Annotated in this window: 21 protein-coding genes; 10 read left to right on the plus strand and 11 right to left on the minus strand. The window is 43.6% G+C overall.

What is annotated here, in order from left to right:
- On the plus strand, positions 1-841 hold an 841-nt coding region (locus tag D9A03_RS06475), incomplete at its 5' end, for an O-antigen ligase (protein WP_216825405.1).
- 98 nt (positions 842-939) lie between these two features.
- Here D9A03_RS06475 and D9A03_RS06480 read toward each other — a convergent pair.
- The 4 genes from D9A03_RS06480 to D9A03_RS06495 form a co-directional block, all read right to left on the minus strand.
- Complete coding sequence (locus D9A03_RS06480; protein ID WP_120496408.1) at positions 940-1,638, minus strand: HAD family hydrolase; 699 nt, start codon at positions 1,636-1,638, stop codon at positions 940-942.
- A 14-nt stretch (positions 1,639-1,652) separates the two neighbouring features.
- Entirely contained in the window at positions 1,653-2,852 is a 1,200-nt protein-coding gene (choV, locus tag D9A03_RS06485; RefSeq protein ID WP_120496409.1) for a choline ABC transporter ATP-binding protein, read from the minus strand.
- Positions 2,853-2,872: 20 nt separating this feature from the next.
- Positions 2,873-3,733, minus strand: a complete 861-nt coding sequence (choW, locus tag D9A03_RS06490) for a choline ABC transporter permease subunit (protein WP_174233635.1) — start codon at positions 3,731-3,733, stop codon at positions 2,873-2,875.
- 189 nt (positions 3,734-3,922) lie between these two features.
- Positions 3,923-4,870, minus strand: coding sequence for a choline ABC transporter substrate-binding protein (locus tag D9A03_RS06495; RefSeq protein ID WP_120496410.1), 948 nt, complete (start codon positions 4,868-4,870; stop codon positions 3,923-3,925).
- A 363-nt stretch (positions 4,871-5,233) separates the two neighbouring features.
- Between D9A03_RS06495 and betI the strand changes: the two genes are divergently transcribed.
- The 3 genes from betI (at position 5,234) to D9A03_RS06510 (ending at position 7,827) form a co-directional block, all read left to right on the plus strand.
- Entirely contained in the window at positions 5,234-5,821 is a 588-nt protein-coding gene (gene betI, locus D9A03_RS06500; RefSeq protein ID WP_162938005.1) for a transcriptional regulator BetI, read from the plus strand.
- A gap of 69 nt (positions 5,822-5,890) precedes the next feature.
- Complete coding sequence (gene betB, locus D9A03_RS06505) at positions 5,891-7,357, plus strand: betaine-aldehyde dehydrogenase (RefSeq protein WP_120496412.1); 1,467 nt, start codon at positions 5,891-5,893, stop codon at positions 7,355-7,357.
- A gap of 44 nt (positions 7,358-7,401) precedes the next feature.
- Complete coding sequence (locus D9A03_RS06510; protein ID WP_120496413.1) at positions 7,402-7,827, plus strand: HIT domain-containing protein; 426 nt, start codon at positions 7,402-7,404, stop codon at positions 7,825-7,827.
- Between the two features lie 167 nt (positions 7,828-7,994).
- On the opposite strand, the gene D9A03_RS06515 is transcribed toward D9A03_RS06510, so the two are convergent.
- Positions 7,995-9,071: a zinc ABC transporter substrate-binding protein gene (locus tag D9A03_RS06515; protein WP_120496414.1), complete on the minus strand. Its 1,077-nt coding sequence runs from the start codon at positions 9,069-9,071 to the stop codon at positions 7,995-7,997.
- A gap of 126 nt (positions 9,072-9,197) precedes the next feature.
- On the opposite strand from D9A03_RS06515, the gene D9A03_RS06520 reads away from it, so the two are divergent.
- The 3 genes from D9A03_RS06520 (at position 9,198) to D9A03_RS06530 (ending at position 11,450) form a co-directional block, all read left to right on the plus strand.
- Entirely contained in the window at positions 9,198-9,689 is a 492-nt protein-coding gene (locus D9A03_RS06520; RefSeq protein WP_120496415.1) for a Fur family transcriptional regulator, read from the plus strand.
- A gap of 202 nt (positions 9,690-9,891) precedes the next feature.
- The gene (locus tag D9A03_RS06525; RefSeq protein ID WP_371682947.1) at positions 9,892-10,635 is read left to right on the plus strand and encodes an ATP-binding cassette domain-containing protein; all 744 of its coding nucleotides are present in this window, start codon (positions 9,892-9,894) and stop codon (positions 10,633-10,635) included.
- Positions 10,632-11,450 carry a metal ABC transporter permease gene (locus D9A03_RS06530; protein WP_120496416.1) on the plus strand — a complete coding sequence of 273 codons (819 nt, stop codon included), beginning with the start codon at positions 10,632-10,634 and terminating at the stop codon, positions 11,448-11,450. The genes D9A03_RS06525 and D9A03_RS06530 overlap by 4 nt, the downstream gene beginning before the upstream one ends.
- Here the strand turns inward: D9A03_RS06530 and D9A03_RS06535 are convergent.
- The 4 genes from D9A03_RS06535 to D9A03_RS06550 form a co-directional block, all read right to left on the minus strand.
- A complete protein-coding gene (locus tag D9A03_RS06535) occupies positions 11,443-12,390 on the minus strand; it encodes a LysR substrate-binding domain-containing protein (RefSeq protein ID WP_120496417.1) in 948 nt (315 codons plus the stop codon). The two genes, D9A03_RS06530 and D9A03_RS06535, sit on opposite strands and share 8 nt — an antisense overlap.
- A gap of 1,252 nt (positions 12,391-13,642) precedes the next feature.
- The gene (gene phnY, locus D9A03_RS06540) at positions 13,643-15,076 is read right to left on the minus strand and encodes a phosphonoacetaldehyde dehydrogenase (protein ID WP_120496418.1); all 1,434 of its coding nucleotides are present in this window, start codon (positions 15,074-15,076) and stop codon (positions 13,643-13,645) included.
- A 37-nt stretch (positions 15,077-15,113) separates the two neighbouring features.
- Complete coding sequence (gene phnA, locus D9A03_RS06545; RefSeq protein WP_120496419.1) at positions 15,114-16,364, minus strand: phosphonoacetate hydrolase; 1,251 nt, start codon at positions 16,362-16,364, stop codon at positions 15,114-15,116.
- Between the two features lie 49 nt (positions 16,365-16,413).
- Positions 16,414-17,568, minus strand: coding sequence for a 2-aminoethylphosphonate--pyruvate transaminase (locus tag D9A03_RS06550; RefSeq protein ID WP_120496420.1), 1,155 nt, complete (start codon positions 17,566-17,568; stop codon positions 16,414-16,416).
- A gap of 167 nt (positions 17,569-17,735) precedes the next feature.
- Here D9A03_RS06550 and D9A03_RS06555 point away from each other — a divergent pair, with 167 nt between their 5' ends.
- From D9A03_RS06555 to D9A03_RS06565, 3 genes are all read left to right on the plus strand, one after another.
- Positions 17,736-18,614 carry a LysR substrate-binding domain-containing protein gene (locus tag D9A03_RS06555; RefSeq protein WP_120496421.1) on the plus strand — a complete coding sequence of 293 codons (879 nt, stop codon included), beginning with the start codon at positions 17,736-17,738 and terminating at the stop codon, positions 18,612-18,614.
- A gap of 96 nt (positions 18,615-18,710) precedes the next feature.
- A complete protein-coding gene (locus D9A03_RS06560) occupies positions 18,711-19,499 on the plus strand; it encodes an ABC transporter substrate-binding protein (protein WP_120496422.1) in 789 nt (262 codons plus the stop codon).
- 216 nt (positions 19,500-19,715) lie between these two features.
- Complete coding sequence (locus tag D9A03_RS06565; protein ID WP_046509581.1) at positions 19,716-20,006, plus strand: chorismate mutase; 291 nt, start codon at positions 19,716-19,718, stop codon at positions 20,004-20,006.
- 20 nt (positions 20,007-20,026) lie between these two features.
- Here D9A03_RS06565 and D9A03_RS06570 read toward each other — a convergent pair whose 3' ends face one another.
- Both D9A03_RS06570 and D9A03_RS06575 read right to left on the minus strand, forming a co-directional pair.
- Complete coding sequence (locus D9A03_RS06570) at positions 20,027-20,428, minus strand: YchJ family protein (protein WP_120496423.1); 402 nt, start codon at positions 20,426-20,428, stop codon at positions 20,027-20,029.
- A 21-nt stretch (positions 20,429-20,449) separates the two neighbouring features.
- Complete coding sequence (locus tag D9A03_RS06575) at positions 20,450-20,974, minus strand: TerB family tellurite resistance protein (protein WP_120496424.1); 525 nt, start codon at positions 20,972-20,974, stop codon at positions 20,450-20,452.
- Positions 20,975-21,098 lie beyond the last annotated feature (124 nt).

Raw genomic sequence — 21,098 nt, forward strand, 5'->3', positions numbered from 1 at the left:
AGCATATATTCTATTCAGTATCTCTTTGGCACTTGACTTACTACCAGTAAGCATACTTAGACAAATGGAATGGTATCCGCATCAATTCAATGGATTAATTACCAATCGAAACGCTTTTGCACTACAGATGCTTTTGATTTTATCTGTCATACTGGTAGCTCCAAAAACACACCTGCATAAGCACCCTAATATGCTTTTGGGAATAGTCATTTTTTTGATTATAGCATCGAATTCTCGGKCTGCGATTCTGGTAGGATTTGCCGTTATAATGGCAGCGACGTGGTTACGATTTTTCGACTTCCACGGTTTGATAAAGACTGTTGGTTACGTGGCTTTCCTCTTTGGGGTCAAATGGGCACTGTTAACTTGGTTACCTTTTATATTTTCCGATGGATTTAATTCATCAAACTCGAATATGCTGATAAGCCATGTAACTTTACTTAATTTTACTACGGTTCAAAGTGATCGAGTGATGAGCCTTGTTGGTGGGTTCAATATGTGGATAGAAAACCCTATATTCGGCGCGGGCTTAGGCGCATTTATAGAAAGTCAGACACTCGTTCCTTTAGTTATTCACAACTCTGGATTATGGATTTTAGCTGAAATGGGCTTGTTTGGGATGGCACTGTTTTTGGTGTTACCAATCAGTTTGTTAAAGCACAGTTTTCGTAAGGGAACTAAAAATATTAATTGGGAAGATGCTGCCCTATTTTTAATTTTAATAACTATAATTGGATTTTCACAATTCCATGAGATTATTTACCAGCGTATGATTTGGTTTATTATTGGGATGTTTGCGGTTAATAACAGAGTATTTTCTAAAAAAATCAGATGCGCATAAACTTTATGTGGGTGTGGCGTGTCTTTTGATCTCTTTGCGAAAAGATAAAAAGGCGCGTCTCGCCAGACGCTTACTTTAAGTAGAAAGCCAAGTATCCATTATGACAAGAGGCTTTCTAACTCTTCGATCGATGTCAGTACGTGATCAGCAAGCGTTGAGAGCTCTTCTCGTTCTGTTGTCCCAGTCAAAACGCCAACCCTCAAACCAGCATCGGCATTTATCCCCATTTCCATGTCATGCAAATTATCACCAACAACAATAACATTTTCCGGGGCCACATCCATTGCCTTACAGAAACCCAAGACCATACCAGAAGTCGGTTTCAGGCCATGGCCAGAATCATAGCCCGCAATAAAATCGAGCTTATCAATACAATCAAACCGCGACAGAGAACGCCTCGCTCCTTGCTCACTGTCACTTGTTGCAACACCAAGCTTTAAACCGCGCTCTTTCAAACGAATAAACAAAGCTGAAAGATCCGTAACAGCGACAGCGGCAGTTTCCCCGTCTTCCTGAAAGATTTTTTCAACTTTTTGAATTAAAACATCATAATTCGCGTTGGGTAGAAACTCACACCACTTCGCTACAATTTCACCATTGCTGCTGGCCGCCAACATGGATCCCGGTAAAACTCGCCCCTGTTCCGCATCATATCCAGTCGCAGCCAAAAGTTGTGCAGCGAGCCCCTCATCCCCCTCAGCTGCCATCAAAGCTGCTTTTTGGTTCAGGGGCATCCAGCTTTGCTCGTAATCAAGAAGGGTTCCATCCTTATCGAACAGGATCGCCTTAATCGCCATTAGACCAAAACCCTTTATTCAGCCGCATCAGCAATCGAGCTTTGACGAAGAATACCTTTGTATATTTCTTCATCGCCCACAACGCCGACCAATACACCATCTTCTGCAAGAAGAACGGGATTGCCTGTCGCTTGTCGTAACTCAATAGCCCGTTTCATTGTGAAGTCCGGTGATGTCACGACAATGCTGGAATCTGGTACGCTATCAATCGACTGATCACCTTCAAAGGTAACAACAGGAAGCTCTTCTTTATCTTCAAAGGTAACTTTCTGCACAGCCCCTTTACTATCAAGGTTCACCTTGAAGGCATCGTATTTATCCAGAATAAGACGATCACCATCTTTACGAAGATCACCAATTGATGTCATCAAAGATGCGCACCGCAAAACATTCAACGGGTTCATATGAGCCACAAATTCAGCGACATATTCATTCGCAGGGTTCAGCACAATTTCTTCAGGTTCACCATATTGAACAATACGACCACCTTCCATAATCGCAATATGAGAACCGATCTTGAGAGCTTCGTCCAGATCGTGACTAACAAAGACAATCGTCTTTTTCAAGTTTCTCTGTAGCTCAAGCAATTCATCCTGTAGATGATCCCGGATAAGAGGATCCAGAGCAGAAAAAGGCTCGTCCATCAACAGAATGTCCGCGTCCGTTGCAAATGCACGCGCTAGTCCCACACGCTGCTGCATCCCACCGGAGAGTTCATGCGCATACTTGTCTTTCCACTGATCAAGACTAACCATCTTGAGCTTCTCTTCCACAATGGCTTCACGCTCGGCTTTTGGCATCCCTTTAAGCTCTAACCCCAAGTCAACGTTCTCTGATACGGTCCGCCAAGGCAGAAGCGCAAACTGCTGAAAAACCATGGAAACGCGTTCCATACGCATGTGACGCAACGTCTTGGCATCGCAAGAAGCAACATCAACGAGACTGTCACCATCGCGGACGAGGACCTCACCCCGTGTAACTTTATTCAGGCCGTTCACGGCGCGTAGGAGTGTTGACTTTCCGGAACCGGAAAGCCCCATCAGAACGCAAATTTCGCCTTCTTCAATTTTAATCGAGCCACCAGCAACACCGAGAACACATCCGGTTTTCTCAAGAATTTCTTCTCGTGTCTTGCCTGCATCAACCATAGGGATGGCTTCTTGCTGATTATCGCCAAAAACAATATCGACGTTTTTAAATTCTACAGCTGTCATTTTATTGATCCATCCCTACCTTAGGCACCATCAACCGGCGCATTACGCTGCTTACACAGACGATCCAGTAAAATCGCAACGATAACAATCGCAAGTCCTGCTTCAATACCAGTATCAATCTTCATCTGATTAAGAGCCCGTACCACTGGTTTCCCCAAACCATCAGCACCAACTAAAGCGGCAATAACAACCATAGACAACGATAACATTATACACTGCGTCACCCCTGCCATAATTGTTGGCAATGCGCTTGGAATTTCTACTTTCCACAGCAACTGTTTCTTTGTTGCTCCAAAAGACTCTGCCGCTTCCACAAGAGGCTTCGGCACGGAAGAAACCCCTAAATATGTAAGGCGAACAGGTGCAGCAATTGCAAAAACAACTGTCGATATCAAGCCAGGAACAACACCAAGCCCAAACAAGATCAGAGTAGGTATTAAATAAACAAACGTTGGTATAGTTTGTAATAAATCGAGTACAGGACGAACAATGGCATAAAGCCATGGTCTATGAGCTGCTGCAATCCCAATTGGTATGCCTATTAACATACAAATCAATGTAGAAGATACAACCAGCGCAAGTGTCTGCACCGTCTCTGTCCAATACCCCTGATTAACAACAAACAAAAGAGCAAAAAAAACAAAGCAGGAAAGTTTCACTGATCTCTGCAAAAAGTATGAAAATCCAGTTATCAAGAGAATTGAAATCAATGCCGGTAAAAATAGCATGATATTGATTACACCGTTAATTAAATACCCAAGAACATCTGAAACTAAGTCAAAAAATGCAGCAAAGTTATCAATCAGAAAGTCAAAAAAACTTTCCCCCCATTTCCCTACAGGAATTTTATGGTCAACTAACCACTGCTCGATGCCGGACATTGTTAATCCCTCTGCTATTTAGCGAACCCATAACTAGCTTCTTATGTGTTTTTTTTCGTTGTTACCAGCTTTCAGAATTAACAAGCTATTATTAATAAACTTCTTTTCCATCACTGGTTTTATTTTTATCTAACATACAAGAGGGCCGACAGAATGCCAGCCCTCTGTAAAATTTATCTGGCTTAACACTTAAAGGCCAAGATGACCTTTTACTGCTGCTAGGCCGTCACCACCATCGAATGTGGTAACCCCGTCAAGCCATTTATCAAGCACGCCCGGGTTTGCCTTTAACCAGTCTGTTGCCGCAACAGACGCATCTTTACCATCAGCAAGATCCTGCATGACCTCGCCTTCCATGTTAATTGAAAACTCAAGATTATTCAGCAGCTGCCCAACATTAGGACATTCTGAAACATATCCTTTCCGAACATTCGTATAAACGTTTGAGTCACCAAAGCCAGAGTTTGGAACATTTTCAGCTCCAGTAAGGTAAGTGATCTCATAGTTTGAGTTCATTGGATGAGGAGCCCAGCCAAGGAAAACGATCGCTTTCTCACGCCTTACTGCACGTTTTAATTCAGAGAGCATCCCCTGTTCAGAAGATTCAACCAATTCAAAACCATCTAGCCCCAAATTTGGATCTTTGAACATCTCTAAAATAAGACGATTACCATCGTTACCAGGCTCAATACCAAAAACTTTACCATTTAGCTCGTCTTTAAACTTTGCAATATCGGTAAAATCTTTCAAACCTTTATCCGCGAGGTAAGTTGGAACGGCAAGTGTGTACTTAGCCCCTTCGAGATTAACACGAACGGTCTCAACTGAACCTTCATCACGATATGATGCGATATCACCTTCCATTGAAGGCATCCAGTTACCCAAGAAAATATCAATGTCAGCGTTTTTAAGACTTGCATATGTAACTGGAACAGAAAGGAAAAGTGTTTTTGGTTCGTAACCAAGTCCATCTAAGACCACTGATGTAAGTGCAGTCGTCGCGGTTATATCACTCCATTGAACATCAGAAAAAGTAACAGATTGACAGCTAGCCGGGTCAGCAGCTTGCGCCCCAGTTGCAAAACCAGCTGCAGCGATGGCCAGAGTACTAGCCGAAATCAAGTGTTTGAGGTTCATTCACTTGTCTCCATTTTTTACGCCACAAGAGGACCCCGTGGCTCTAATTGATTTTAGCAAGATACCTGCAAGTTCATTATTATTCTAGCAGGATAATTTTGCCTGATTAACTCCCTAGTACGATCGAAATTATCGTCGTCTCTCCACTATCAATAATTTATTTTGATTGAACGTTCAATCAAAATAAATTATTGATAGATATAGCGCAGTAATCAATCAAAGAACAAATGTTCTGGTTTTTTAAATAAAATCAAAAACTAAGTTCAAAAAAATGCGTAACTAAAACAGGAAACAAGTACAAAGTTTTTTTGTTTCAATGTCTCCCCTAAGAACTGAAACATTGGATAAAAAGGATACAAGATCTTGCCAAAAGTCGGAATGGAAGAGATTCGGAAAACCCAGTTGATCGAAGCAACAATTGCGATGATCCACGAAGAAGGTTTTACCAATGCCAGCATTTCGAAAATAAGCAAACGAGCAGGCCTGTCTTCTGGAATTGTTGCCCATTACTTTGACGATAAATCAGGCTTGTTAACAGCTACCCTTCAATACCTTATGCGCAAATTGGGGGAAGAAACAAAAAAACAGCTGGAACACGCCAACACACCAATTGAACGACTGCTTGCTGTTGTAAATTCAAACTTTTCTGATGAGCAATTCAAGCCTGGTGTAGTTGATGTCTGGCTCGCTTTTTGGGCCTTGGTTCCAACATCCGAAAAACTGGGGCGCCTGCATAAGATCAACGAACGGCGCATGCAAAGCAATTTTCAACACGCGTTGAAACCTTTACTCCCCGAACAGATGGTTGCGAGCACAGCAACGGGCTTAGCCGCTATGGTCGAAGGGCTCTGGATACGTTGCGCCCTGACCGAAGGTGGGGTCACGCCCAAAGAAGCAATAACAATTATGGAAAACTATATCAGCAGCCAAATATTGGCGCACCAAAAATAACTTCAAGCATCACATTTAAGTTATTCAGATAGATTAAAACAACACACTAGAATTCTAGGGAACAAGACAATGGCAAAGCTTCCTACTCAACAGCTTTACATCAACGGTAAATATACAAACGCTACATCCGGCGAAACATTTGAAACAATCAATCCGGCGACCGGTGACGTTATTTGTGATGTCCAGATTGCTTCAACAGCAGATGTTGATAAAGCTGTCGAAGCCGCCAAGGCAGGCTTTAAAGTCTGGTCAAAAATGAGCGGCACGGAAAGAAGTCGTATCCTTTTAAAAGCCGTTTCCCTGCTTCGCGAACGCAATGACGAGCTTGCTGCTCTTGAGGTCGCTGATACAGGAAAACCGATGCAAGAAGCCAACTGTATCGATGTAGAATCAGGTGCAGAATGCATTGAATACTTTGCTGGCCTTGCTGCCTCTATTAATGGAGAGCACATTCAACTTGCCAATGGCAACTTTGCCTATACACGTAAAGAACCACTGGGTGTCTGCGCTGCAATTGGTGCCTGGAACTATCCGATCCAGATAGCATGCTGGAAATCGGCCCCTGCCCTTGCTTGCGGAAATGCCGTAATTTACAAGGCATCAGAAGTTACCCCGCTGACCGCATTGAAACTGGCTGAAATCTATACCGAAGCCGGTTTGCCGGATGGCGTTTTCAATGTTGTGTCCGGTTTGGGTCCCGTTGGGCAAATGTTGGCCGAACATGAAGGCATCGAAAAAATTTCTCTGACGGGTTCGGTTCCTACCGGGAAACGCGTGATGGAATCAGCTTCAAAAACTCTCAAGCATGTAACACTTGAACTCGGCGGGAAATCACCCCTTATCGTGTTTGATGACGCGAACCTGGACAACGCCGTATCAGCCGCCATGCTTGCAAACTTTTATACTCAGGGGGAAATTTGCTCCAACGGAACCCGGGTATATGTCCACAAAGACATCAAAGATGCTTTCTTGGAAAAGCTCATTGATCGCACGTCAAAAATGATCATTGGCGATCCTATGGATCTGGAAACCCATGTTGGCTCGCTAATTCACAAAGAACATATGGAAAAAGTTCTCAGCTATATCGAAACCGGAAAAAACGAAGGGGCAACCCTGGCTTATGGCGGAAAACAGATCACCGTTGAAGGTTTCGAGAGAGGCTGTTTTGTCGAACCAGCCATTTTCACAGATGTAAAAGCAGATATGCGGATTGCAAAAGAAGAAATCTTTGGTGCCGTCATGTCGGTTATTACCTTTGACGATGAAGATGAAGTCGTCGCCGCAGCCAACGACACACAATTTGGGTTAGCAGCCGGTGTCTTTACACAGGACATCAATCGCGCACATCGCGTGATAGAAAACCTGGAAGCTGGCACCTGCTGGATCAACAATTATAACATAACACCAATAGAAATGCCTTTTGGCGGATATAAACAATCTGGTATTGGTCGTGAAAATGGCACCGCAGCAATCAGTCACTTTACTCAGCTGAAATCAGTTTATGTTGAGATGGGTGATGTAGATTGTCCCTACTAGAATACTCTTCTGGGACACCTCTCCGGGATAAAGGTTAAATCATCATGGAATTTGCACTTCACGAACGTCTTGAGGCCGATACAGCAATCATAACAGAACTCCCATACTGTCGAGTTCTGCTTATGAATGACAGCCAATATCCCTGGCTGATCCTGGTACCGCGCTACAATGACCTTCGTGATTTGCATGACCTGCCAAAAGACCTCTTTGCAGCCGTAATGGAAGAGATCAGATACGTCTCTGAAGTACTTACCAAAGAATGTAATGCTTTTAAGATCAATGTAGCTGCACTTGGGAATATGGTTCCACAGCTTCACATCCATGTCATCGCACGCTTTGAAAATGACGCGGCCTGGCCAGGTCCGGTTTGGGGCGTCAAAGAGCCATGTCCATATACGGACGATGATCTCAAAGCGATAAAAGTTAAGCTTGGAACCGCAATCGAAAGTGGGTGCAAATCACCTGAGTAAAACTGCCTCCCTGAGCTGAGCTCAAGTTGCTTTCCTCAGGCTTCCTGCCTTACCATACCCCACACATCGATTGCGGTTTCCTTTTTCGAGCTAAACAATTAAGTCCGACCAAGTTCCCATCGGAAATACATTGGTAGCTAAGGTCATGAGCTAACAAATAAATGTATTTACTTCTTAGCCAAACAAGATACCAAATTCTCCCCCAGGCTCGACAGGAGTGTTTTATAAGCTTCAGGCCCCGCATCCAGCTTGGCACCTAACGGATCAAGTTCTCCGATTTTGACCTCTAGATTTTCAGCCAGAACTTCAACAACCTCAGGCTTGAATTGAGGTTCTTGGTAAATACATTCTGCTTTTCTATCCCGAATAACATCTCTAAGTTCAGAAATGCGTTTCGCCCCCGGTTTACGCTCTGCATCAATCGTCACTGATCCAACAGCAGCCAAAGAAAATTCATTTTCAAAATACTGATAGGCATCATGAAAAACCAAATAAGGTGTATTCTCATACCCAGAGATTTGGCCCTTTAGATCTTGCTTCAAAACATCAAGATCAGCTAGCGTTTTCTCCACATTGCTTTGATAAGCAGAAGCATTATCCGGATCAATTTCGGCAAGCTCTACACCAACACGATTTACAATGGCCTTGGCATTTTCAATGGAAAGCCAAATATGTGGGTCGAACTTTCCATGATCATGCTCATGATCATCATGGTGAACATGTTCTTCCTGTTCATGTTCATGTGCGTGATCTTCTTCATGTCCATGAGCATCGTGATCTTTATCATGATCACTATGGTCTTCGTGCTCCTCATGCTCACCATCATGGTGGTCATCATGAGTTTCTTCAGACCACTGCCCGGAGTGACGGTTTTCCAGGAGAGTGATCCCCTTAATCTCCATTAATTCCAGAGTTCTCGAATTTTCTTTTCTCGCCGCGAGTGGCTTTTCAAGAAAAGCTTCCAATCCCTCACCGACCCAAACGACAAGATCTGCTTTATTCAAGGTTTTAACTTGCGAAGGACGCAAACTATAGCCATGAGGGGAAGACCCTTGATCCATCAAAAGTTCGGCTTCGCCAACACCATCCATCACAGATTGAACCAGTGAATGAACTGGTAAAATAGAAACTGCAACCCTGGGCGATTCACTTGCTAAACTTGAGAGTGCAGTACCGCAAGTGATAGATCCAACAACAGCACCAACAATGGCACCATTTCGCAACTTGTTATGAAATCTCGACATAGAGAATAATGTTCCTCAGGTATTGCCTGCTATATTAAAGTCACAAGCTAAAGAAAGTTAGAAGATAAATTTGTTTTGTTATGTTATAACATTTACAACTTTGTCAAGACAAGATAAGAAAAGCATATGGAAAACTTTGATACAGTCTCTCTTTCGTTCTGTGGCGGAACACACGACCACAAGAACTGTGTAGCTACAGCACTAAACGAAGCGGAACAAATCTGCATTTCACGTGGTGCGCGTCTCACTGATGCGAGAAAGCGTGTACTTGAACTCGTTTGGGAAAGTCACCACCCGATCGGGGCCTATGATGTTCTTTCAAAGCTGTCACAAGAAAGTGGAAAGACAGCCCCTCCAACAGTGTACAGAGCGCTTGATTTTTTACTGGAACAAGGCCTTATCCATAGAATAGAATCTCTCAATGCTTTTGTTGGCTGCTCACACCCGTCAGAAGAGCATTCGGGTCTTTTTCTTATTTGTAAGGATTGCGGCTGTGCTGCAGAAGTTCACGATGCAGCTATTGATAAAGCCATATTGGAAAAAACGGATACCCTCGGTTTTAAAGCAGAACAACGAATGCTCGAAGTCCGTGGCCTCTGCCCAGATTGCACTGCGTAAAAGAGCAGACAAACACCAGCTTGATGTTAATTTGAAGTTTTACAACTTTCCACGTACACGTGAAACCATGGCGAACACCCAAAACGATAACAATGCGACACCCGGTATCGCACCATCTAGTATTGAGATATCAGCAAACGGAAACGATCTGAATTGTGGATGCGGGCATGACCATCTCACCCCTTTGCCCAGTGGCGAACCATTGATCTATGCCGAAAATCTAACAATTAAATTTGGTGGAAAAACTGCGATCCAGGATGTTAGCTTAACAGTTCACAAAAACGAAATTGTTACTTTGATCGGTCCAAATGGTGCTGGAAAATCAACACTACTTCGTGCGCTGTTAAAAGCTTTAAAGCCTGCAGAAGGTAGCGTTTGGCGTAAACACGGCCTGGTCATTGGCTATGTTCCTCAAAAACTTAACATCGACCCAATTATGCCAATAACTGTGGAGCGTTTTTTGTCCATCCCTGACAAGCGCCCACTTTCAGAACGAGAAGCAGCCCTTAAAGATGTAGGCGCTCATCATACCCTGAAGCAGGCAGTTCAAAGCTTATCGGGTGGTGAATTCCAGCGCGTCCTTCTTGCCCGCGCCATTCTCAGGAAACCAGACCTCCTAGTTTTGGATGAACCTGTCCAAGGTGTTGACTTTCAAGGTCAGACAGAGCTTTACAAACTGATATCCCGCCTCAAAGAACAATCGGGTTTTGGCATATTAATGGTCTCTCATGACTTACATATTGTTATGGCTGAAACGGATCGTGTTATTTGCATCAATGGGCATGTTTGTTGCTCTGGTGCACCGACACAAGTCAGTGACAGCCCGGAATATCTTGCTCTATTTGGCGGACAGACAAAACCGGGATTAGCTGTTTACCATCACCTTCATGACCATTCTCATGATTTTGGCCATGACCATTCCCACACAACGTCGGACAAAGCATGATACTAGAAGATTTTTTTCTGCGCGCACTTGTAGCAGGTATTGGTGTTGCCTTGATTTCAGGTCCCTTGGGATGTTTTGTCGTCTGGCGCAGAATGGCTTATTTTGGTGACACACTGGCACACTCTGCTTTGTTAGGTATCGCGCTTGGGTTGCTGTTGGGCTTTAATCTGACCGTTGGTATTATTGGAACTGCCATCTTGATCGCCTTAACGGTTACGCTTTTCCAACATCAAAAAAGAATAGCCAGTGATACACTCCTCGGCATTATGGCCCATTCCAGTCTTGCGATCAGCCTTGTCGTTCTTGGTCTTTTACAAGGTTATCGGGTGGATTTACTCTCCTATTTGTTTGGGGATGTTCTAGCTGTAAATCATGAAGATATTTACTGGATTTATGGTGGTGGGGCTGTTGCGCTGTCACTCATTGCTTATATCTGGAAAGACCTCCTTGCTCTGACCCTTCATGAAGAGCTCGCACGCGCCGAAGGCATAAATGTCACAGTCATTCAGACTTTGTTTATGATAACAGTCGCAATAGTCATCGCCATTGCTATGAAAGTGGTAGGCGTGTTGCTCATCACTTCTTTGCTTATTATTCCTGCAGCAGCGGCAAGGCGGTTTGTAAAAACACCGGAACAGATGGCCATTATTGCATCCCTGATTGGAAGCCTGTCAGTTATTTTTGGTCTCTTTGGCTCTTTGGAATGGGATACGCCATCCGGTCCATCGATTGTTGTTGCCGAAGTAGTTTTGTTTCTTGGAGGATTAATATTCGGTAGTCTGTTCTTGAGAAAAAAATATCATGTTTCTAATTAACGAACTGACCAGAAACACGCATTTTCTCGATAGCAATTTCTTCACGCCTATAGTGCTCTTCGACTTCACTCAATAACCAATCTCTGAATTTTTTAATCTTAGGCGTTTTTCCGCGCGCCTTGGGATATACGAGCCAATATCCTTGCCCTTCGTCACAACAAACATGGTCAAAAGGTTGAATCAAACTACCGCGATTTATTGAATCTCGGTAGAAAGCTGGCGTTAAAATTGCCACTCCCTGTCCCGCTTCCGCCGCTTTGGCTTCCAATATCTGTACCCCCATCCTACTTCGCTTATTACCTCGCAAGCCTTCAGACTGCACACCAACAGAATCAAACCAGCGTTTCCACCAGGGATCAGAAGCTTCAATTAAAGGTAGCTTTAAAAGATCAGCAGGTTTGCTAATTCCACCAACTGATCTAGCCAAATCAGGGCTTAACATTGGTGAAAAACTGGCTGGTATCAGCAAATGAGCCTCTAGACCTTGCCATTGACCTTTACCAGATCGTATCCCTAAATCAAAATCTTCACGAGAAAAATCTACGATAGACATAGATGTATCAAGACGCACGGCAAGGTCATCATGCAATATTTGAAAGCTACCTATTCTCTCAGCTAAAAAGTTGGTCGCAAAAGTTGTAAGTGTTGTTATTGACAACAGATTATGGCTTGTATCTTCAGCTATAACAAATGCAGTACGTAACAGTTCAAAAGCCTCAGTTATAACTGGTGCAATACGCTTTCCCGTCTCAGTCAGGCTTACTTGCCGTGGCTTACGGAAAAAAAGCGGTGCCCCCACTTTCTCTTCAAGAATTTTTATTTGGTAGCTTACAGCTGCCTGTGTCATCCCAAGTTCTTCGGATGCACGTGTAAAACTTCTATGACGAGCTGCTGCCTCAAAAACCCGCAAGGACGAAAGAGGTGGTAAGTTTGAAAACATAATACATAAAATCTCCTTATGTATAGTAATCATATTTTAGTTGGATATTCAAGCTATCAACGCGCACATTAGAAACAGAAGAAACAACGCTGTTGAGGAGAATAGCAAAATGATTGTTGCGAATCATCCATGTAATTCAAATTACATTTCAACGCCCATTAAAAGCAGAAATAGCTTATGGGTTATACGTAACTTGCTAAGAAAGCTTTTTAGATCAAACAACAAGAGAAAAGTAACTACACTTATGGATATGCACTATTTACCACAACATATCAAAAATGACATCGGGTTCTGGGATGTAAAACCACAAGAACGCCCCCGTCAATTACCATATCACTAGAATTTTTCGTTGGATAAAAACCTATGTGTTGATCAACACATTGCATTCAATGATCTTATCTATCGCCAAACTAAGAAGTGATCGGCTTTCAGGCACCGTCAAACAAATACGAATATAATTTTCCGCTTGAGACGATGTCAGTTCCTGCACACTGAAGTTTACGAACAGCATCACTGGCGGTACCAGAAACCGCGAACCAAAGATAGGGGCAAGGTGTCTTCTCCCAATTCACCTCTTCTATCTTTTTTATCGCGATTTGGCGAGGCTCCACTGAGCCTCAATCTCGTGCCTTTGCCAGTCAGCCCTGGCAAAGGCACGTCCTTCTGGTATCCATAGATTTATCAATTCGTTCATAATAAATGGGACTCATAGCCCAATTTATCTAAAAGCATATCATGATTATCCGTTACCACCCAAAGCGGCAGTGATAATTTACGACAAAGTATCTTAACCTTCGACTACCCGCACCTAACGCATTGTAAAAAAGAAATTCTAATCCGCACAACAAATTAATGAGGCGGTATAAGTATAACAAAGAAAAATGGGCTGTAGCAAAATGCTACAGCCCAAGTTTAGCTAACCTGACACAAACACCTAAAATGTCAAGCCGCCTTCCAATTCCTGTAATACCCCAATTTATAGCATTATGGCAACGCATAAGTTCAATTTGCTGAAATAGATTAAGCCTTTACCATCAAGTAAATTTTTCTTGTAACCTTCTCGGACAAGAAAGCCCGATAAAGAAAGAAGGGGAAGCAAGAAGTTTCCCCTTAAGTCATATCAGCCAGACCTGTATGCGATCCCCAATTACTGACATTTTAAATGCCTGCAACAAACCAGTACGGGCACGATTTCTACCAACTTTCAAACCGCGGGGCTAAATACTCAGCAAAGTGTCAAAGAAATTCCAACTTAAAGCCAAGGCAGGGAATAGGTTTTGACGTTTGTATAGCTCTTCATGGCTTCGATAACGCCTTCTTTGTAACCAAGACCAGAATCTTTGATGCCGCCAAATGGTGACATTTCGATACGATAACCAGGTACTTCCCAAACATTGACCGTACCGGTACGTAGTTCTTTAATGAAGCGCTGGATGTATTTGAAATTATCGGTACAAACACCAGAAGACAGGCCAAATGCAGTAGAGTTTGAAACCCGAATTGCATCGTCAATATCCTTAACGCGGATAATCGGAATAGCCGGACCAAAGGTCTCTTCACGAACCAATTCACAGTCATAAGGAACGTGGTCAACAACAGTTGGTGGATAAAGCGCACCCTCACGGTTGTTACCATAAAGAAGCTTTGCCCCAACTTCGACTGCGTCGTTTACACGACGTTCAAACATAGAGGCAGATTCAGCATCGATAACACAACCCAGATCAATTTCAGGATCCATTGGATCCCCGTACTTGATCTTCTGTGCTTTCTCGAGAACCAGCTTAGAAAATTCGTCTGCGATTTCTTCCACAACCAAGATACGTTTTACAGCTGTACAACGCTGACCAGAGTTCTTTGTTGCACCCGCAACAGCAAGTTCCGCTGCCTTATCCAGATCAGCGTCTTCCATGACGATCAATGGCGCGTTACCGCCGAGTTCAAGAACAGTCCGACGATAACCTGCATTTTCAGCAATATACTTACCTACAGGAACACCACCCGTGAAGGTCACAAGCTCAATGTTTTCGTTGGTGATGAACTCATTCCCAAGATCTTTTGGAAGACCAGTGATAATGGTCAGCATCTCTTTTGGAAGACCAGCTTCATAGATGATGTCAGCCAGGATCAGAGCTGTCAGAGGTGTTTTCTCAGTCGGCTTACAAACAATACAGTTGTTTGTCGCAATCGCAGGCGCAATTTTATGAGAGATCATGTTCAGCGGGTGGTTGAACGGTGTAATAGCAGAAATGGCTTTCAGCGGCTCACGTTCAGTAAAGATCTTACGGGACTTACCTTGCGGAGTAATATCGCAAGAGAAAATCTCACCATCATCCAAAATACACATCTGGCCAGCCAATGTATAAACATCATAGGCGCGACCAACTTCGTACAGTGAATCTTTCTTACAAAGACCGGATTCAGCGGTGATGATGTCAGAAATTTCTTCTTTGCGCTCGTTTAGAATCTCTGCCACGCGGAATAGAATTTGCTGACGCTCATAACGTGTCAATTTTGATTCGTAGTTTGCCGCAATTTCAAAAGCTTCTTTTGCATGCGCAGCCGTACCGCGAGGAACAGTCCCGATCACTTCGTTTGTGTAGGGGTAATGCACATCAATACGGCCTTCAGTATCGACTTTCTTACCAGCGACACGCATTGGTTCGTGACCAACAATCTTTACAGACATTTTACTATCCTTATTTCCTGCCCTTATTTAAGGCCAATTACTCAGCGTAGTTTACAGAGCAATAGAACGCGTCGAAATTACGAAGACGCATATCTGATGGAATGCCCGGCATTGGACGGTTGCTGATAAACGGTACTTTCTGCTCGGTAATGCCACCATGTGTCCGTAATGGACGGTCCAACGCAGAGAGATCATGACGTTCTTCAGAAGTTCCCAAAGCCAGATGACGTTCGGAAATAATGATAATGTCACCCATACGATCTTCCGGTAGTTCCAGCATAGCGCAACCAGCAGGACCAGATATAGCCAACTCGACACCATCAACATCTGAGAGACGTTTGATTGCTTCATCCACGCTCTGTCCTTTTGGCAAATAAGCCGTCGCAAAAGAACCGAGCGCACCGTGGTGGACAACATATGGATCTGTAATTGGTAAGATAACGCGGGCTTCGCCTTTGCCATACCATCCGTCAAACAGATCCTGAAGGTACAGAACATTCGGCTTGCCGTCAGCATCATGTTTCGGGTTCATACCGTGATCAGCTGTAAGGGTCAGGACAGCGCCCAACTCATCAAGCTGTGCCCAGTATTTATCCATCATTTCATAGAACGCCAATGCACCTTCTTCTTCAGGGGCGTATTTGTGCTGAATAAAATCAGTTGTGGAAAGATACATGATCTCGGGGCGAACAGTTTCCAACAGCTTGACACCAGCGGCGAAGACAAACTCGGAAAGGTCAGCACTGTATACAGAAGGAACAGGCATTCCCACAAAATCATTGACGTTCTCAATGCCGTTATCGACCATGTTGGCAAGATCGGATTTTTCCGCAGAGAAGCAAATCGCATTGCCTTTGCTGTAATTTAACCCGTGACCAAGAAGAAGACGAAGCTTGTCTTTCGCAGTAACAACGGCAACCTTGGCCCCGGCATCCTGATAGGAAGAGAAGATTGTTTTTGCACGATAATAACTAGGTGCATTCATCAATTCTTCTTCGCCAGTTTCCTGATTGTAAAAGTAGTTGCCACAAATACCATGATATCGTGGCGGGCAGCCACTCACGATAGAAAGGTTATTCGGGTTGGTAAAAGAAGGTACCACTGATTCTGCGATACGGTTTGTATTCACACCACTATCAAGCAGACTTTTCAACCACGGCATACGCCCGGCCTTCATTGCAACTTCCATATAATCCGGTTCGCTGCCGTCAACACAGACCACCACAACAGGGCGATTAGATCTTTTATATAAACGGCCATTGGCCTGAACGAGTTTACCAGTACTCATAGGGTATCTCCCACTATAACAAATGCCTAATCAAGGAACGAATATCGGGTTAGGCAGCCGCCGGCGCACAATTTGTCACACCCATTTCATTTAATGTTTCTTCGATAACAACCAGCGCATTGCGAATGTCATCGTTGCCCATACGACCAATACAGCCAACACGGAACGAGTCTGCAACAGTCAATTTTCCCGGATAGATTAAATATCCGCGTTCGGCAAGACGATCATAAAAGTTCTGGAAATCAAATTTAGGATCTGTTGGCTTGTGGAAAGTGACAATAATCGGCGCCTGTAAGTGATCAGGCAACAAAGTTTCAAAGCCCAATGCACGCATACCGTCGACAAGGATCTTGCAGTTGGATGCATAACGCCCACCACGCCCTTCAACACCACCTTCTTCTTCGTATTCACGAATAGCTTGTGCAAAGGCAACGATACAGTGGGTCGGTGGTGTAAATCGCCATTGGTCCGTTTTTTCCATCTGCATCCATTGGTCATACAAATCCAGAACCAGTGACGGGGCATTACCTTTTGCTTTTTCCAAAACTGTTTTACGAATAAGAACAAAGCCCATGCCGGGAACACCTTCCAGACACTTGTTTGAAGACGCGGCAACAGCATCATATCTGATCTTTGACGCATCAACAGGAAGCGCCCCAAAGGCAGACATGGAATCAATCAGAAGAGAACGTCCGTGTTTCTCAACAACTTCAGCAACACCAGCAATCGGGTTAAGAACACCGGATGTCGTTTCACAATGAACAACAGCTACATGGGTTACAGCTTTATCTTCACCCAAGCGAATGTCCAAGTCAGAAACACTCACTGGCTGATCTTCAGGATACTCCATGATTTCGTGTGTACGTCCGTAATAACTACAAATCTTTGCCATACGATGGCCGTAGGCACCGTTAACAAGCATAAGAAGTTTTCCATCCTGCGGCACCAATGTTCCCAACATGGCTTCAACAGAGAAAGTTCCACTGCCCTGTAACGGAACACAAACAAAATCGTCCTGCCCATTAATTATGCTTAAGAGACTACTGCGAACATGTCGGTTTATTTCGATAAATTTTTTATCGCGCGAACCGAAGTCATGAAGCATTGCTTCCTTGGTCATAACAGAAGTAGTCAAGGGACCTGGCGTTAAAAGCCAGGGATCACCTGATGGGGAAGCAGCAACTGCAGATGTCTTGTCAGACATATGGGATCTCCTCATTTGATCCGAAAATAAAAGCGACGGTTTAATGTCCAATCGCCCACTTAATTTGATACTTTTCGCTTTAAGTGTTCGAACGTCTTGCTCTATATGCATCGAATCTTTATCATAAATCAAATCGATACTTTTAATATTACAGATTGATTTTACCTATGAACCATGCTCAAATTCGCGCGTTTCATGCTGTTGCCAGCGAAGGAAGCTTCACCAAGGCTGCTGATGTTCTCAACGTCACCCAGCCCACTCTTTCAGGGCAGGTCGCCGCATTGGAAGAAACTTATGGCGTGAAGCTGTTTGAACGTCGGGGGCGTGGCATTGAAATAACCGAAATTGGTCACCGCCTTCACGCGGTTACACTTAGACAGTTTGCAGTAGAACTCGAAGCAGAACAGGTCCTACTTTCCGCCCGCGGGTTGATGTCTGGTCAACTTCGCGTAGCTGCGGATGCGCCCTATCATGTTGTACCTTTACTCGCAACATTCAGCCGACTGTACCCCGGGATTAATTTTTCGATGAGCTTTGGGAATTCACAACAGGTCCTGCAAGGTTTACTCGAACGAAAATCAGATGTTGTGGTCATACCTAATATTCATGAAGATCGACGCTTACATGCCGCCCCTCTGAAACGGGAACCCCTGATTGTCTTTGTTGACCGTAACCATCCATGGTCAGCTCGGCGAAGTATTGGTATTACAGAACTCCTCTATCATCGTATCATTCTACGTGAAAAAGGGTCAGTTACCCGTAAAATCTTTGAAACTGCTCTTGAAAGCGCTGGCGTAAAATTAACTGATATTCTTGAAATAGGAAGCCGGGAAGCCGTCAGAGAAGCAGTTGCATCTGGACTTGGGATCGGCGTTGTTTTTGAAAGCGAGTTCGGAAATGATACGCGACTTCACGGATTAATAGTCAAAGATGTTCAATTAGAAGGTCTCGAGTATGTTGCTTGCCTCAAAGATCAAAAAAATTCCCCTGTAATACGGGCCTTCTTTGATCAAATTCAAAGTTCTACAGCAATGAACCGCGCTTAATCTGTATTAATAGTAAAAAATCATTAACTAAATCAGATACCTGTTTATGGTATAATCGCATCAACCTTTTCCTATCCTCTATAGAAAGGTCAAGTGATGCGCACCAGAATATTCTTTATATTTCTAACTCTTATTGGCTTCGCTATCACTAGCATCAATACTTCCTCTCAAGTCAAAGCATCAGATGGTTGCACGGCATTCAGTGGAAATGGCATTAACAATTGGTATCCCTTTGCATATCGAAAAGATGACGGACAACTCACTGGAATCGTCGTAGACGGTACACACGAAGCCCTCAAGAGGATTGGCCTGACACTTAACATCGACAGCGACAAGCCCTGGAAACGCATCCTATATGATCTGGAACACGGGAATGTTGATATGGTTCTGGGCGCATATTGGAATAGTGAACGCGCCGAAAAGTATCATTATTCCGAAGAACTCGGTACTGACGAGTTAAGAGTGTTCGTGAAAGACGGGAACCAATTTTCATTTTCTTCCCCACAAGACTTAATTGGTCGCTCTGGAATGAGATTACTCGGTGGATCTCTTGGTGACGATTTTGATACCTTTGCCAAAAATCATCTTGATTTCATAGAGGTTCCCAAAAGTGACAGTATGGTTGTGATGCTCCAGAACAATCGGGCTGATTATGGAATACTCGGTTATATCGAAGGCTTACAGCATGCCTATGCTTTAAACCTGGAAAAAACCATCATTCCCTTAGCTGTACCAGTGTTATCAAACTCAATGCATGTCATGATTAACAAGAATGCTGAGTGTGCCAGTCGTGTAGATGACATGAACAAAGCTATTGAGGAAATGAGAGCTGATGGTACCCTGCAAAAAATCATTGATGACCATCTAGGCCTGATTAAACAATGAAGCAACTTAGTCTAAGAGACAACTTCGAACCAAAAGTTTTCGAATAAATCCTCATAAAAAAATGTAAATCGTCTGCGTATTCTAATTTACTCGCCGTGTCTGCACATCTATAAGATTTCTTGTTAAATACTCTGAGTGTTCTTTGCATCGATTTGAGTACAATAATCTGCAAAGATACTATCTAATAGTTATCGATAGATTGAAGGTACAGCACGCATGACAGATGATATTAAAGCAAAGCTTGGTGAATATCGGGATAGCATTGACAATATTGATGCTGCTTTAATTTATATGTTATCCGAACGCTTCAAGATCACAGAAAAAGTCGGCCTGTTCAAAAAAGAATATGATTTACCCCCTGCTGATCCTTCAAGAGAACAGAAACAGATTGAACGCCTGAGAGAGCTTGCAAAGTCGGCCAAGCTGGATCCCGATTTTTCAGAAAAGTTTATCAACTTTGTTATTGAAGAAGTCATTCGCAATCACAAAAAAATCCGCAAAGGATGAGTGACCTTATTTCAACCTACTCAACGGATCACAGCACGAACATAAAACCAACGGCCTGCTTTTTTCTTGAACAGGCTTTGTTCTCGTTGTTCATCAGCAACGCCGTTTACAACAGAACGCGCGACAAATTCAACGGACCCTTCTTTATCGGTTGATTGCCCTTTATAAGTTCCAATAATTTCCAGACCAAGCCATCGACTGTCTTTTGCTCTGAGTAACGTACCTATTTCATTAAAGGACTTTTGATAGGGCGGCCACAAAGTGGCCTTTAGATAACCAACCTCTTGTTTGACGTAGGCCGCATAGCGAGAACGCATCAACTGTTCAGCAGTTTCAGCAATAGCCAAGCCTGAATGAAAATAACCGCAACACGCACTATATGTTCCGCCAGAACCACAGGGACATACATCATCATCAACCATGAACGTCAACGCCTTGGAATATTATGCTAACTGGCGACTTAACTGGCTTAAGCTCTGTTCCTGTGCTTCGCTCATTCTACCGCCCTCAATCGTTGCAATGTAAGTTACCATCGTTAAGAGCTGCTTTTTCTCTTCAACATCCAAGGCTCTTCTCAATACCCGACTTAAACGCCTGATCGCTTCATCTACATTGGCCGTTTGCTCCATCAACCAACGACTTTGCCCTGTAATTTCAACCGCCTCTTCTTCTGATGTTTTAAAGACCCGTTTGCATTCTTCCTTGATTGCGACCAACTGCTCGCGCGTATAGTCACCATCCATACGGGCAAAAGCGGCAAGGATTGTCGCCGCAGCAACACGATTATCATCTATATTTTCTAGCGGATTGGCCTTGGTTTTCCGACTATAATTATAACGTCGCGCTGTTGCCCTGATATCATCAACAGCTTCAACAACATCTCTAGCAGCTTGCGCGGTTGAGCGCACACGCCAAATGAAAAAGGCAATTCCGCCCAGAACAGCAATAATACCTAATAAAATGTGCATAGCTTATATCCGAACCCCCATGATCATAGACTAAACTATCTCAAATTATAACTTACCACCTTTCTTTTAATATAGCATTACCACCCTACACAAGAACGATTAAATCGTATTTATCACAAAACCA

The sequence above is a fragment of the Kiloniella sp. EL199 genome (genome assembly GCF_900313065.1).
Lineage (GTDB): Bacteria > Pseudomonadota > Alphaproteobacteria > Kiloniellales > Kiloniellaceae > Kiloniella.